At 68.6% G+C, this 14,407-nt stretch carries 14 protein-coding genes; 5 read left to right on the forward strand and 9 right to left on the reverse strand.

Annotated elements, in window-relative coordinates:
• Positions 1-132 precede the first annotated feature (132 nt).
• The gene (locus tag ABZ664_RS23150; RefSeq protein WP_362513410.1) at positions 133-1,224 is read right to left on the reverse strand and encodes a hypothetical protein; all 1,092 of its coding nucleotides are present in this window, start codon (positions 1,222-1,224) and stop codon (positions 133-135) included.
• A gap of 248 nt (positions 1,225-1,472) precedes the next feature.
• Positions 1,473-2,120: a hypothetical protein gene (locus ABZ664_RS23155; protein WP_362513413.1), complete on the reverse strand. Its 648-nt coding sequence runs from the start codon at positions 2,118-2,120 to the stop codon at positions 1,473-1,475.
• A 207-nt stretch (positions 2,121-2,327) separates the two neighbouring features.
• On the opposite strand from ABZ664_RS23155, the gene ABZ664_RS23160 reads away from it, so the two are divergent.
• Both ABZ664_RS23160 and ABZ664_RS23165 read left to right on the forward strand, forming a co-directional pair.
• Complete coding sequence (locus ABZ664_RS23160; protein ID WP_362513416.1) at positions 2,328-2,864, forward strand: peptidylprolyl isomerase; 537 nt, start codon at positions 2,328-2,330, stop codon at positions 2,862-2,864.
• Between the two features lie 309 nt (positions 2,865-3,173).
• Positions 3,174-4,049: a rhomboid family intramembrane serine protease gene (locus ABZ664_RS23165; protein WP_362513420.1), complete on the forward strand. Its 876-nt coding sequence runs from the start codon at positions 3,174-3,176 to the stop codon at positions 4,047-4,049.
• Positions 4,050-4,099: 50 nt separating this feature from the next.
• Here the strand turns inward: ABZ664_RS23165 and ABZ664_RS23170 are convergent, their stop codons facing one another.
• Positions 4,100-4,345 (reverse strand): cell division protein CrgA, encoded by a 246-nt coding sequence (locus ABZ664_RS23170; RefSeq protein WP_362513423.1) that lies wholly within the window; start codon positions 4,343-4,345, stop codon positions 4,100-4,102.
• Positions 4,346-4,556: 211 nt separating this feature from the next.
• On the opposite strand from ABZ664_RS23170, the gene ABZ664_RS23175 reads away from it, so the two are divergent.
• From ABZ664_RS23175 to ABZ664_RS23185, 3 genes are all read left to right on the forward strand, one after another.
• Positions 4,557-5,207, forward strand: coding sequence for a class E sortase (locus ABZ664_RS23175; RefSeq protein ID WP_362513425.1), 651 nt, complete (start codon positions 4,557-4,559; stop codon positions 5,205-5,207).
• Positions 5,208-5,233: 26 nt separating this feature from the next.
• Positions 5,234-5,392, forward strand: coding sequence for a hypothetical protein (locus ABZ664_RS23180; RefSeq protein WP_362513428.1), 159 nt, complete (start codon positions 5,234-5,236; stop codon positions 5,390-5,392).
• Positions 5,393-5,518: 126 nt separating this feature from the next.
• Positions 5,519-6,091 carry a gamma-glutamyl-gamma-aminobutyrate hydrolase family protein gene (locus ABZ664_RS23185; protein WP_362513431.1) on the forward strand — a complete coding sequence of 191 codons (573 nt, stop codon included), beginning with the start codon at positions 5,519-5,521 and terminating at the stop codon, positions 6,089-6,091.
• A gap of 230 nt (positions 6,092-6,321) precedes the next feature.
• On the opposite strand, the gene pknB is transcribed toward ABZ664_RS23185, so the two are convergent.
• From pknB to ABZ664_RS23215, 6 genes are all read right to left on the reverse strand, one after another.
• Positions 6,322-8,196 carry a Stk1 family PASTA domain-containing Ser/Thr kinase gene (gene pknB, locus ABZ664_RS23190; protein ID WP_362513434.1) on the reverse strand — a complete coding sequence of 625 codons (1,875 nt, stop codon included), beginning with the start codon at positions 8,194-8,196 and terminating at the stop codon, positions 6,322-6,324.
• Between the two features lie 82 nt (positions 8,197-8,278).
• Positions 8,279-9,790, reverse strand: coding sequence for a protein kinase (locus ABZ664_RS23195; protein WP_362513438.1), 1,512 nt, complete (start codon positions 9,788-9,790; stop codon positions 8,279-8,281).
• Positions 9,787-11,244: a penicillin-binding protein 2 gene (locus tag ABZ664_RS23200; protein ID WP_362513441.1), complete on the reverse strand. Its 1,458-nt coding sequence runs from the start codon at positions 11,242-11,244 to the stop codon at positions 9,787-9,789. The genes ABZ664_RS23195 and ABZ664_RS23200 overlap by 4 nt, the downstream gene beginning before the upstream one ends.
• The gene (locus ABZ664_RS23205) at positions 11,241-12,620 is read right to left on the reverse strand and encodes an FtsW/RodA/SpoVE family cell cycle protein (protein ID WP_362513444.1); all 1,380 of its coding nucleotides are present in this window, start codon (positions 12,618-12,620) and stop codon (positions 11,241-11,243) included. The genes ABZ664_RS23200 and ABZ664_RS23205 overlap by 4 nt, the downstream gene beginning before the upstream one ends.
• A 4-nt stretch (positions 12,621-12,624) precedes the next feature.
• Positions 12,625-13,935 carry a PP2C family serine/threonine-protein phosphatase gene (locus ABZ664_RS23210; RefSeq protein ID WP_362513447.1) on the reverse strand — a complete coding sequence of 437 codons (1,311 nt, stop codon included), beginning with the start codon at positions 13,933-13,935 and terminating at the stop codon, positions 12,625-12,627.
• Positions 13,932-14,399, reverse strand: a complete 468-nt coding sequence (locus ABZ664_RS23215; protein ID WP_350942014.1) for an FHA domain-containing protein — start codon at positions 14,397-14,399, stop codon at positions 13,932-13,934. Before ABZ664_RS23215 ends, ABZ664_RS23210 begins: the two co-directional genes overlap by 4 nt.
• Positions 14,400-14,407: the final 8 nt, after the last annotated feature.

Here is a 14,407-nt window from a genome sequence, read left to right on the forward strand (position 1 = left end):
CCGACCCGGGAGTCCGCGCCGTACAGGGGACGGCGCGGCTCACCCTCCGGTGAAGGTCTTCCGACGCACGGGCTCGGAGCCGGGAAGAACGGGCTCCGAGCGATGGAAGACCCTCTGAAGGGGACGCGGTGTTCAGTCCTCGGGGAAGGACGGGTGCGGGCCCAGGGCCCAGTACTCGTACAACCCGTAGCCGATCCGGCCGTCGTACTCGAAGCGGCCGACCGCGTCGACCATGCCCCACATCTTCGGGGTGTCCTCGGGCAGCGTGTGGGTGACGCCCTGGACCACCGGGTGGGAACCCTGGTACATGCCGTGCTTCCAATCCGATTCCAGGCCATATCCGGTGCCCACCATCAGGTGCACCGGGAGAATCGGGACGCAGTGCAGGTCGAAGGGCTTCCCGCCCGGCGGGGAGAAGGAGATCGTCGCCTCGCGCACCTCCCGGGTGCCGTCCACGTACGTCGGGCGATACTCGGGACGGCCGAGATACTCCTCCTCACCCTCCCGCGTGGACCCGAACCCCCACACGCGCACCGCCTCCTCCAGCACCCGGCGGCCCTTCTCGTCCTCCTGGATGATGCAGAGGATGGCGTGGTCGTCGAACTGGACAGGCGTGTAGAGCCAGTAGAAAGTCCCCGCGTTGCGCGCCTGGATGCCCGGGGGCTCGGGCTCACCGACGGGGCGGATGCCCCACGAGCGGTCGCGGGTGCCCTGCCAGTGGTCGGGGGTGACCTCGACGCGCTCGTCGCCGATCAGGATGTGCCCGGTCCACCGGCCGGTCTGGGCCATCCGGGAGGAGTCGAACACCACGCGTTCCTGCCGGCGCAGGAAGTGCCGGGGTTCGAGCGTGGCCGGCACGGTGCCCTCCCAGGTGAGGTCGAAGGACAGGCCGTGCTCCGTGGGGTCGAGCACCACCCGCAGCCGTCGCAGTCCCTCGATCACCTCGACCCTGAACGGGCCGACCCTCGTGTCCATCCGGTCGTCGCCGAGCTCCCGGGAGGCCCTGACCACGCGGTGCAGGTTGCGGTGGCGTACGCAGGCGAACGCGTCGGTGACCCCCAGGTTGGGATACTGGCCGAGGCCGATGATGAGCATCAGCTCGTCGGATCCGGCGTGGCAGTTGAAGTAGTACCGGTCGTAGAAGTTGCGGTCCGACGTCGTGACGTGCCGCATCACCTCGGACGACTGGTGTACGGGATGGTCGTCGAGGGGCGACAGCGTCATCGGTGCTCCTTGGGCCGGGGAACACGTTCTAACAAGCGCTTGGTGATCGGTCAATGGGGCGCCACCCGGAAGTTCGATCAACGGGGTGCCGCGCGGAAACACGCCCGACGGGCCGCCACACGAAAGTACGGCCCGCACCTTCGCGGTGCGGGCCGTACTTTCTGCCGACGTCGTACGCCGTGATCGGTTGCGCGCCGTGTCCGGGTGCCGAGCGGGAGCCCGGTCATCCGAGAGGCGCGCCCCAACCCCTAAGGGGTTCTCTTCGGCGTTTGCGACGTGTGCGACGCGTGTTCCGCCTTGGTGTCGGCAGCCTTGTCGGTGACCTTGGCACCGACCTCCTCGGCCTTCTTCACGGCGTCATCCACCGCGCCGGAGGCCTTTCCGGCCACCGCCTCCGTCTTCTGCCCCACCCACTGGGACGCGTCGGAGGCGCTCTCCTTCAGAGTGTCCGCCCACTGGTCGGCGTTCTTGCGGTACAGAACGTAGCCCGCCGCAGCGATCGCGATGCCCGTGAACAGCAGGAACATCGGTGTTTTCCTGGACTTCACGGGAGTGGGATCGATCCTCGCGGCGGCCTGGGACAGCGCGGCGCTGAGTCTCGGCGCGAGCTGCTCCTCGATCGAGTGCGCAGCGGCGTCAAGCCTCGGTGCCGCCCACCCACGTGCCACGATGATCTTCTCGCTCGCCACGCCGCGGGCCTGGCCGGCCGCTTCACGGGCCTGACCGGCCATCTCACGAGCTTGACCGGCCACGTCGCGAGCCTGAAGGGCTACGTCATGTGCGTGCTGACTCGCCGCGTCACGGGCATGACTGGCCATTGGGCCGACCCGATCCGCGGCTCGGACGGCCTGAGCCTTCACGTGGCGCAGCCGCCTTTCCGGTGCCACGATCTTCATGTGGCGCTTTCCAAACAGTGCTAGAGGCACAACAACCTCCCCATTCGTTGGGGCCCCGTCGCCACCCCTTCCCGCTCGAAGGCGGCTCAATCATGACGGCCCGTGGGAGGATGCTTGGGGATGCGGCCACGGCCGAAATCGTCAAAGTGCCACAAAAGCAATACGTTGCTCAGGTATTGCCTACGACCTGAAGGGGGCAGTCCGATCATGGCTGAGAAGTTGATCGCGAACCTCAACACCAACCGCGGCAGCGTGAAGGTCCAGCTCTTCCCGGATCACGCGCCCAAGACCGTGAGAAACTTCGTCGAGCTCGCCGAGGGCACCCGCGAGTGGGTGCATCCGGAGACCGGCCAGAAGTCCACCGCCAAACTGTACGACGGCACGATCTTCCACCGGGTCATCTCGGGATTCATGATCCAGGGTGGCGACCCGCTGGGCCAGGGCGTCGGCGGCCCGGGTTACAAGTTCGACGACGAGATCCACCCGGACCTCTACTTCAACCGTCCTTACCTGCTCGCCATGGCCAACGCCGGTGTCCAGTTCGGCCGCGGCACCAACGGCTCGCAGTTCTTCATCACGGTGGTGCCCACGCCGCACCTGAACGGCAAGCACACCATCTTCGGTGAGGTGATCGAGGGCCAGGACATCGTCGACGCCATCGCCAAGACCGACACCGACGCCCGTGACCGTCCCACGGAGCCCGTGGTCCTGGAGTCGGTGACCATCGAGCGCGTCCAGAGCTGATCTCATGCTCGGCGGCCTCCGTCGGAGGCCGCCGTTCGCGTTCCCGCACACCCTCGTCCGGCTCCTCCGGCCCCGTCCTCGGACTCGCCCGTCCGAGGCAGCCTCGCTTCGGTCCTCGCCGCGGTTCTTTCCACGCCGTCCTTTGGGCCCGCGCCGTTCCTCGGACCCGCTCGTCCGAGGCCGTCTCACCTCGACCTGGGCTTCGCCCGGTGTGGCCCGGTCGCCGTTCGCGGGTGCACGGGCGCTCGGGATCGTGAATAGGCTGGCAGTCTGTGGATAACAGCACGCTCGAAGGGGCCAGCCACACACATGACCACCCAGCCGTCCAACGAGCCCAACACCGTTGTCCCCACCTGCTACCGGCACCCGGAACGTGAGACCTACGTCCGCTGCCAGCGCTGTGAACGTCCCATCTGCCCCGACTGCATGCGCGACGCCTCGGTGGGCTTCCAGTGCCCCGAGTGCGTGAACGAGGGCAACAGGGGCATGCGGCAGGCGCAGGCGGTCTTCGGCGGCCGGGCGGTCACCACCCCCCGGGTCACCTGGACGCTGCTGATCGTCAACGTCCTGGCGTACGCCGTCGAGACCGTGAACACCAACTGGGTACTCGCCAACTTCACGATGAACGCCTACGAGGTCGGCTATCAGGGCGAGTGGTGGCGCCTCATCACCGGTGCGTTCCTGCACCAGCCGCTGGGTGGCTCAAGCTGGGCACTGACCCACATCCTGTTCAACATGTGGGCGCTCTACGTCATCGGCCCCGAGTTGGAACGGCGCCTCGGGTCAGCCAGGTTCCTGACGCTGTATCTTCTCTCCGCGCTCGGCGGGTCCGTCGCGATCTACCTGTTCGGCATCGCCGCGGTCGGCGCCTCGGGCGCGATCTACGGCATGTTCGGCGCGCTGTTCGTGCTCGCGAGGAGGCTCGGCTACAACGCCCAGGGCGTGCTCTGGCTGATCGGCGCGAACGCCGTGATCACCTTCGTGATCCCCGGCATCAGCTGGCAGGGGCATCTCGGTGGCCTGATCGCCGGCACCCTGGTCGCCGTGATCTTCGCCTTCGCCCCCGCCAGAAACCGCAGCGCGATCCAATGGGGAGGTTGCGCGATGATGCTGGTCGTCCTGGTCGCGATGGTGCTGGGGCTGCCACCGTTCGCCGTCCAGGCCGAGCTCGGGATCTTCGGTTGATCTCCACACCCTGATGCTTCCCCAGGGTGTGGACAATCCCTGTGGAAAAGCTAGCGCCACCGAGTGGACAGGACCACCCCGAGGATGATGAACGCGAACCCGACCAGCAGATTCCAGTTCTGGAGGTCGCCGAGAAGGGGCGCGGTGGGCGCCACATAGTAGACGGCGATCCACAGGATTCCGACGATCCAGCAGGTCACCATGACCGGCGCCAGCCAGCGCGGGCTGACCTTGATCTGCTGTGACGTCTGCGGCGGGGTGTAGACCGGCTTCTTACGAGTCTTGGGCTTGGGCACTGAGGTTCTTCTCCTGCGTCAACCCTGCGCGATCCGGATCGTGCGCAGGCCGTGTCGGTGAGCGTAGTCGCTAGTGGGTGAAGTTCCGTGTAAGGATAGTCGGCGCAGGTGGGCCGTGGCGATTCCACAGGGCACCATCCTGTGGCAAATGTTATGCCGGGCCCGTGATCCGGCTCGCCGCGGCGGCCTTTCCCTTCACTACCCTGCCCCCATGAGAGCAGCGCTGAGGGCTCTGGGCGACCTCAGCCTCACCGCGGGGCTGGTCGTCCTTCTCTTCTGCGCCTACCTGCTGTGGGGCACGGGCTCCTACACCGCCGAGCAGCAGGCGCTGCTGCGTGAGGAACTCCTGGCGGAAGCCCCGCCGGGTGGAAAGGCAGGGGATCGGCGGGACAGGGCGGCCTGGCCGGTCCGGCTGGGTGGTGCGGTGGCGATGCTGACGATCCCCAGGCTCGGCGACGACTACCGGTACGCCATCGTGGAGGGCGTCGACCAGGATCGGCTGAGGATGGGCCCTGGGCACTACCCAGGAACCGCTATGCCAGGAAAAATCGGTAATTTCGTACTTTCGGGCCATCGGACCACCTACGCCGCTCCCTTCAACCGTATCGACGAGCTCCGCAGGGGCGATCCCATCCTGGTCGACACCCGCGAGACCCGCTACACCTACCGCGTCACCGGCAAACGGGTCGTCGACCCCACCGAGATCGGCGTGATCGCCCCGGTCCCCGACCGGCCGGGCCGCGAACCGGACAGAGCGCTGATCACCCTGTCCACCTGCCACCCGGAGTACTCGGCCGCCCAGCGCCTCATCGTCTCCGGCGAGCTGGAAGGCCGTGAGAACCACCCCGTACGGCCCGGGTGACCAAGATCGGAAGGAAGGTGGGTCTCATGTACGGCTGGATCTGGCGGATGCTTCCCGGCAATCTCGTGACCAGGGTGTTCGCCACCCTGGTGCTGGTCGGGCTGGTCGCGGCCGTACTCTGGTATGTCGTGTTTCCCTGGATCGAACCTCGCATCTCCCTCGACCTGACCACCGTGGGCCGATGAACCGCGCCCTACCGACCGGCGTGGGCCGACGAACCGTGTCCCTCCTGTGCGCCGTGGCCCTATGAACGGGACGCTCCTGACCGCCCAGGGCCCGATGAACCGCGTCGCCTCGACCGTCGTGGGCCGATGAGCCGGGTCCTCGTCGTCGACAACCACGACAGCTTCGTCCACACCATCGTTCAGTATCTCCGCGAACTCGGTGCCACCTGCGACGTGCGCCCGCGCGACCGGGTCGCGGTCGAGGACACCCGTGGCTTCGACGGGGTCCTGATCAGCCCCGGCCCCGGCACCCCCGAGGACGCCGGGGTGAGCGTCCCGCTCGTGGGCTACTGCGAGGCCCACGGCATCCCGCTCCTCGGAGTCTGCCTGGGACATCAGGCCATCGCCGTCGCCCACGGGGCGACCGTGGCGCGGGCCCCCGAACTGGTGCACGGCCGCACCAGCGCGATCGAGCACGACGGGCAGGGCGTCTTCGCCGGCCTGCCGTCCCCGGTGACCATGACGCGCTACCACTCGCTGGCGGTCCTGCCGGGGACGCTTCCCGAGGTCCTCAAGGTCACCGCGACCACCGAGGACGGTGTGATCATGGGCTTGCGCCACCGTACCGCCCCCGTCGAGGGCGTGCAGTTCCACCCCGAATCGGTGATCTCGGAACACGGTCGTCAACTGCTCGGAAACTGGCTGGAAAGATTGTTGTAACGCGGAACCCATCCTGGACGATTGACCAGTGAGAGTCCTTCCGCCATCGCCCCCGAGTGGCGGAAGGGCTCTTCCCCGTTTCAGGGCTCACCTGTGTTCCGGACCTCCCCGCCTTCAGGGCCTTTCCCGTTCGGGTGCTTCCCAGCGGGAGCCGAGTCGGAGGACGGGAAACGACGAAGGCCCCCGCGGTCGCGAGGGCCTTCATCGGATGATCCGGTCAGGTGCTCAGATCAGAACTCGTCACCGGGCGCCTCGTCGAAGATCGTGCCCTCATCGGGATCCGTGGGCGTCTCATCCGGCTGGTCGTCGGGAACGGTCGGCTGCTCGTCGGGGTAGGTCGGCTGCTCGGTCGGCTGGGGCGGCGCCCCGCTCGACACGATCAGCGTGATGGTCGTCCCCGGCTGATACTTGCTGCCCGCCTCGGGAGACTGGCTCAGCACGGTGCCCTTGGGCAGGTCGCTCGGCTGCTCGGAGATCTTCGCCTTGAAGCCCGCCTCCTTGAGCGCCCTCGTGGCGTCCTCGACCGTGAGGTTCACCACGGACGGGACCTCCATCGCCTCCTTCGGGACGTAGATCCGGACGGTGCTGTTCTTGTTGGCCTTCTTGCCCGCCTCGGGCACGGTCTCGAAAACGATTCCCTGCTTGCGGCTGGATGCCTTGGTCTGCACGCTGACCTTGAAGCCGGCATCCTCAAGGACCTGCTTGGCCTCCTCCGTGGTCATGTTGAGCACGGAGGGCACCTCGACCTTCTCGACGCCCCTGGAGACCTTGAGCGTCACCTCGGTGCCCTTCTCGACCTCGGTGTCGGCCGCGGGATCGGTCTCGATCACCGACCCCTTCGGGATCTCCTCGTCGTACTCCTGGACCGTCTTCACCTTCAGTTCGAGCTCGGCCAGCTTCTTGGTCGCCGCCTCCTCGGTCTGCGAGACCAACTGCGGGATCGTCACTTTGGTCGAGACGGTGGGATCGCCGGGCGAGCTGAGGAACATGACGCCGACGCCGATGAAGGCACCGATGATCAGCAGCGGGATGAGGATCCACGCCGCGGTCTTGACCGCGGTGTTCCCGCCGCTCTGCTGCCGACGTCGGCCGCCCCCGCCTCCGCCGGTGCGCCCGCCGCCGCCCTCCTCGCCGTACTCGTAAGGGGGGACGGCGGTGGTGCGCTGGGTGGCGGGGCCGCCGGGGCCGGGCGGCTGCATCATCGTCCGGGTGGCCGAGCCGTACTCGTTGTTGGCGCTCAGGGCCATCGTCTGGGCGTCCGTCGGGATGCCGGACATCGCCCGCTGGATGTCGGCCCGCATGTCCCCTGCGCTCTGGTAGCGGTGCGCAGGGTCCTTCGCCATCGCCTTGAGCACGATGGCGTCGGCCCACGGCGGGATGTCGGGGTCGATCTGCGACGGCGGGATCGGGTCCTCGCGCACGTGCTGGTAGGCGATCGCGACCGGGGAGTCACCGGTGAACGGCGGCTGCCCGGTCAGCAGCTCGTACAGCACGCAGCCGGTGGAGTAGAGGTCGCTGCGGGCGTCGACCCGCTCGCCCCTCGCCTGCTCCGGCGAGAGGTACTGGGCGGTCCCGATCACCTGGGCGGTCTGCGTCATGGTCGCGGCCGAGTCGGCCATCGCGCGGGCGATGCCGAAGTCCATCACCTTCACGTCGCCGTTGCGAGTGATCATGATGTTCGCGGGCTTGATGTCACGGTGGACGATGCCGCCGCGGTGGCTGTAGTCCAGCGCCCGCAGGATCCCGTCGACCAGCTCGGCGGCGCGCTCGGGCATCAGCCGCCGGTCGGCTCGCAGCAGGTCGCGCAGCGTGCGGCCGTCGACGTACTCCATCACGATGTAGGGCACCGGCGCGCCCTCGGAGACGTCCTCGCCGGTGTCGTAGACCGCGACGATGGACGGGTGGTTCAGTGACGCGGCCGACTGCGCCTCCCGGCGGAAGCGCGCCTGGAAGATGTGATCCCTGGCCAGGTCCGCGCGGAGGGTCTTGATGGCGACGATCCGATCCAGCCGGATGTCTCGGGCGCGATAGACCTCGGCCATGCCGCCACGCCCGACGACGCCGTCAAGCTCGTAGCGATCGCCGAGGCGTCGGGGCTGAGTCATTTCCTGCACTGTCCCTTACCGTTCATCTTGGGTGCCGGTGAGCTCTTGGGCCACCGGTGTCCATCATCGACCCGTTGCCGCATCACGTCTCCTCGTTCGGTGGCTCTGTGTCACCGGGTTCAGGAGTCGGGCTCGGTGTGGGGCTCGGTGTCACCGTCGGGCTGGGTGTCGGGCTGGGCGTCGGGCTGGGGCTGGGCGGTGGCGACGTACTCGGCCTTACGGTGGGCGTGGCCGATGTGCTTACCGTAGCCGACGGCGTGACAGAAGGGCGGGCCGAGTTCGTCGGCGAGAGCGGCGGTCTGCTCGTCGGAGACCTGGTTTCCGACGGTCTGGCCGTCGGCGACCTGGTGGCCGGGCTCGACCGTACGACCGGCTCTCCCGGCTCGCTGTCACCGGGCTGGTTCGTCAGTTCGTGGACCGCGAGGGCTCCCAGCCCGACCGCGGCGGCGCACCCCGCGACCGCGGCGGCGATCACCGTCTTCCTGCGCAGGCCGCGGCGCCCGCGCACCGGAGCGGTGCCCGCCCCGGACACCCCGTTCGCGCCCGCGCCGGTCCCGGACCCGTGACCGGACCCGGGACCGGGACCCCCGCCCTGACCGGTTCCGAAACCCGCACCCGCCCCCGCTCCCGCTCCCGCTCCGGCACCCGAACCCGTCCCAGGGCCGGACTCGGGCCGGGGAGGGACGGCGAGGGCGGAGGTGACCTCCTGAGGCCACTCGCTCGCGGGCTCCGCGCGCCAGCCCACCGGGTCGGTGAGCATGCCGAGACCGGTGGAACCGGTGGAGGTCAGCGCGTCGAGCAGCATGTCCGCCCGCTCCGACAGCTCCCTGGCACCGGCCGGGCGCCGCAGCGGGTCCTTGGCCAGGCACGCCATGACCAGTTCGCGAACCGCGGGAGGGACGCCCGACGGCAGGGGCGGCGGCGGCTCGCCGATGTGCATGAGGGCGATCGCCACCTGCGTGTCGGCGCGGAACGGCGGCCGACCGGCCAGGCACTCGTAGGCGACCACCCCGAGCGAGTAGATGTCGGTGGCGGCCGTGAGCGGCTCGCCCGACGCCTGCTCGGGGCTGACGTACTGCGCGGTGCCCATCAGGATGCCCGTCTGGGTGACCGGCACTGCCTCCATGGCTCGCGCGATGCCGAAGTCTGTGATCTTTATCACGCCCGCCTCGGTCACCAGAAGGTTCCCGGGCTTGATGTCCCTGTGGATGATCCCCGCGCGGTGCGCGGCGTGCAGGCCCATCGCGGTCTGGCGGACCACGTCGAGGGTGATCTCGGGGCTCAGCGCGCCGTCGCGTGCCAGGATGCCGGCGAGAGACTGTCCCGGCACCAGCTCCATCACCAGGTAGGCGACGCCCTCACCCTCGCCGTAGTCGAAGACCTGCGCGATGCCGGGATCGGACAGCCCGGCCGCGATGCGCGCCTCGGAGCGGAACCGCAGGCGGAAGGCCGGATCCTCCGCCACGTGCGGACGCAGCAGCTTCACGGCGACCTCGCGGCCGAGGAGCTCGTCCTTGGCCCGCCACACCTCACCCATGCCGCCCGACGCGATCCGCCCCAGCGGGCGGTATCGGCCCCCGAGCAACGCGGTCATCTACCCAGCACCGCTTCCATCACGCTCTTGGCGATCGGGGCGGCGGTCTGACCACCGGAGGCGTCGCTGCCGGCGCTCCCGGACTCGACGATCAGTGCGACGGCGACCTTGGGGTCCTCGGCGGGGGCGAAGGAGATGAACCACGCGTGCGGGTCACGGCCCCTCGCGGTCTCGGCGGTGCCGGTCTTGCCGCCGACCGTCACCCCCGGGATCTGCGCCGCGCTCGCCGTGCCCTTGTTGACGACGTTGACCATCATCTCCTGGAGCTTGCGCGCGCTGTCCTCGCTCATCGCGGTGTCCAGTTCGTCGGGGTCGGCGCTCTCGATCTCGCCGCCCTCGGCGTCCGCGATCTTGTCCACCAGGTACGGCTTCATGACCACGCCGTTGTTGGCGATGCCGGCGGCGACCATGGCCATCTGCAGCGGGGTCATCTGGTTGCTGCGCTGGCCGATCGACGCCTGGGCGAGGGCCGCCTGGTCCTCCTCGGGGCCGATCCCGCTGCCCGCGACCGGCAGCGGGATCTCGATCGGGTCGCCGCCGATGCCGAACTTGAGCGCCTGCTCGCGCAGCGCGTCGTAGCCGAGGTCCATCGCGATCTTGCCGAACGGGGTGTTGCAGGACTTCTCCAGCGCGAACGACAGCGTCACCCGCCCGGCCCCGCACGCCGCACCGCCGTAGTTGGGCAGGTCGGCGGTGGTGCCGGGCAGATCGAGCCGCTGCGGGGCGTCGACCTGGGTCTCCGGACCCACCGTGTCGTCGCTCTCCAGGTATGCGGCGGTGGTGACCACCTTGAAGGTCGAGCCCGGCGGATAGGTGCGCTCGATGGCCCGGTTGAGCAGCGGCTGGTCGTCGTCGTCGCTCAGCTTGTTGTAGGCCTTGTTGACCTCGGCCTTGCTGGGCTTGGACAGGGGGTTGGGGTCGTAGGTGGGGATCGAGACCATCGCGAGGATCGCCCCGGTCTTCGGCTCGATCGCGACCAGCGCGCCCTTCTTGCCGCTCTCGCCCAGCGCCTTGTACGCGGCCTCCTGCGCCCTGGGGTTGATCGTCAGGTCGACGTTGGCGCCCTTGGTCTGCTTGGCGGTGAACAGGTCGATACTGCGCCGGATCAGCAGGTCGGCGCTGCTCCCGTCGAGCAGGCTGTTCTCTGCCCGCTCCATGTCGCGCTCGCTTTCCGGCGCGAAGAAGCCGGTGATGGGCGCGTAGACCTTGCCCTCGGGATAGCGCCGCTGGAAGCGGAACTCGGAGTCGCCGGTGTCGATCGACTCGGCGAGGATCTTGTCGCCCGCGGTGATGCGACCGCGCTCGACCTCGTACCGTGCGAAGAAGTTTCGCGTGTTGCGCGAGTCGTCGCGCAAATCCTCCGCCCGTACGGCCTGCAGGTAGTTCACGTTGATCATGAGCAGGCCGAACATGAGCAGGCAGGCAAAGGCGGCGCGCTTGAGGGGACCGTTCATCGCTGGAACACCTGCGTCATTCCTTCGTCCTGGATGGCCTGGGGCGGAGGCTTCCTCGCCGTATCCGACATGCGTACCAGCAGCGCGATAAGGATCCAGTTAGCCAGCAGTGCCGATCCGCCCTGGGACATGAACGGGGTGACCAGGCCGGTCAGCGGGATCAGGTTGGTCACGCCGCCCACGATGATGAAGACCTGCCAGGCGAGGATGAACGACAGGCCGCCCGCCAGCAGCTTGGAGAACGGCTCACGGGCCGCGATCGAGGTGCGCAGGCCGCGCTCGACCAGCAGGGCGTAGACCATCAGCAGGGCCATCAGCCCGGTGAGGCCGAGCTCCTCGCCGGCGGCGGTGAAGATGAAGTCGGAGAAGGCGAGCGGGATGAGGTTGGGATGCCCCTGGCCGAGCCCGGTGCCGAGCACACCGCCCTGCCCCATCGCGAACAGTCCCTGCATGAGCTGGAAGCTGCCGCCGAGCTCGCGGTCGTACAGCGCAGGATTCTCCGGGTCGAGGAAGACCTCGAAGCGGGCCGCGACATGGTCGAAGATGAGCCCCGCCAGGACCGCGCCGCCGACGAAGAGCAGGATGCCGATGAGCACCCACGAGGTGCGCTGGGTGGCGATGTAGAGCATCGCGATGAACGTGCCGAAGATCAGCAGCGAGGAACCGAGGTCCTTCTGCAGGATCAGCACGCCCAGGCTGAGGCCCCAGGTGATGAGGACCGGTCCCAGGTCGCGGGCCCGGGGCAGGTCGATGAAGAGCAGTCGCCGCCCGGCCAGGGCGAGCACGTCGCGCTTGGCGACCAGGTAGCCGGCAAAGAAGATGACCAGGGCGAGCTTGGTGAACTCCGCGGGCTGGAGGGTGAAGCCGGCGATCTTGATCCAGATGGTCGCGCCGTTCTCCGAATGGCCGATGAGAGGCAGCAGCGGAGCGATCAGCAGGACCAGGCCGACGGCGCCCATGGTGTAGGTCAGACGCTGCAGCGCGCGGTGGTCGCGCAGCACGATCAGCGTCAGGGAGAACATGACGACCCCGACGGCGGTCCACAGCAGCTGGGTGGTGGCCGAGGCCCCCGGCATGCCGGACGCCTCAAGGCGGTAGATGACCACCAGCCCGATGCCGTTGACCAGCGTCACCAGCGGCAAAATCAGTGGATCTGCCCAGGGGGCGAACTTCGCCAGGACCAGGTAGGCGGCGAGCATGAGGCCACCCAGGCCGAGGCCGTAGGTGAGCATTCCCGATGGGATCTGATTGTCGAGGGCCAACCCCACGTTGGCGTACGCCAGCATCACGATGGCGACCGCGAATGCGAGCATCGCCAACTGGGCCACCCGCCGTTTGGCGGGAAGCGGGACCGGCTCGGCGCTAGGGGTGCTCATGTGTCTACTGTGACCTTGTGGGTTCGGGAGCCCTGGCGGGCGCGGAGGACGCGGAGGCGCTCGGGGACGCGGTCGGCTCTTCCTTCCGGTCGGCTTTGGCCGCGGACGACTTCAGCTCTTCGATCTTCTTCAGGCCCGCTTCGACGGTGGGAACGGGGATGCCGTCGCGGACCTGACCCTGCTGGAACGCTCCGAGGGAGGTGATCGATTCCGCGGTGCTCTGGGCCACGTCGAAGAGCTCGAAGGGGCCGAGGTTGGTCTTCACGCCCTGGAAGACCACGATCTCGTTGCCCTTGGCACCCACGAAGTACTGGTCTTCCAGCCACTGGCCGCCGAAATACCAGCCCAGGCCGCCTCCGATGACGACGACGCCGCCCGCCACGGCCAGGAGAGGCCACAGCCGGCGGCGTTTGGCCGGTCGGGCCGCGGCCCTGATGATCGGCTCGTCGATGTCGTCGTCGTCGGAGATGACGGGCTGCGGCATGGTGACCGCGCTGGCGCGACCCGCGGGGGTGTCCGGCAGCTCCGACCGCGGCATGCTGGAACCCGCGGCGCCGACCACGGCCGCGTCGGTGCGCGGTACGTGGCTCTCGTCCACCTCCAGCACGTCGGCGAGGACGCAGGTGATGTTGTCGGGACCGCCGCCACGGTTGGCCAGGTCGATGAGGGTGCGGACCACCCCCTCCGGGTCTTCGATCGTGGAGAGCGTGTGGTGCAGTGTCTCGGCGCTCACCACCCCGGACAGGCCGTCGGAGCAGAGCAGGTAGCGGTCGCCGACCTGGGCCTCGCGCAGGGACAGGTCGGGGTCGACCTCACCGCTGCCGTCGAGCGCCCGCAGCAGGATCGACCGCTGTGGATGGGTGGCGGCCTCGTCCTGGGTGATGCGGCCGTCGTCCACCAGTGACTGCACGAGGGTGTGGTCGTGCGTGATCTGGTAGAGCTCTCCGGCGCGCAGCAGGTAGGCCCGTGAGTCGCCGACGTGGACCAGGGCGACCCTCGTCCCCGACCAGAGCATGGCGGTGAGGGTGGTGCCCATGCCCTTGAGGCTGGGATCGCGGCCCACCATCTCGTGCAGCTTGCGGTTGGCGTCGCGTACCGCGGCCTCGATGGCGCTGAGCAGGTCACCCCCTTGGGCGTCCACGTCGAGCGAGGACATCGCGGCGATGGCGACCGAGCTGGCCACCTCGCCGTGTGCGTGGCCGCCCATGCCGTCCGCGACGGCGAGCAGGCGGCCGCTGGCGTAGGCGGAGTCCTCGTTGCCTTCGCGGAGGAGGCCGACGTCGGAGCGGGCGGCGTAACGGAGTGCGATGGTCATTTGCGCAATTCGATGACGGTCTTACCGATGCGGATCGGAACACCGAGCGGCACCGGAGTCGGACGGGTGACTTTGGAGCGGTCGAGATACGTGCCGTTGGTCGAGCCGAGATCTTCCACGATCCACTGACCGTCCTGGGGAAAGAGCCGGGCGTGCCGGCTGGAGGCGTAGTCGTCGCTGACTACCAGCGTCGCGTCGTTCGCCCGGCCGATGGTGATGGGCGTCTCCGAGAGGGTAATGGTGGTGCCTTGGAGGGGGCCACCGGTAACGATCATCTCCCGTGGCTCCCCCTTTCTGGATTTGGCCGCGGGCTTCACCGGCTTGGGGGCCTTGCGCGCGGGGACGGCGGCGGCCGTGCGTGATCCGAACAAGTCTGTCCGGATCACACCGACCGCGGCAATCACGAAGAACCACAGCACCGCGAGGAAGGCGAGCCGGATCAGCAGCAGCGTGAGCTCGGACATGGACCGTC

The sequence above is a fragment of the Streptosporangium sp. NPDC006930 genome (genome assembly GCF_040635605.1).
Lineage (GTDB): Bacteria > Actinomycetota > Actinomycetes > Streptosporangiales > Streptosporangiaceae > Streptosporangium.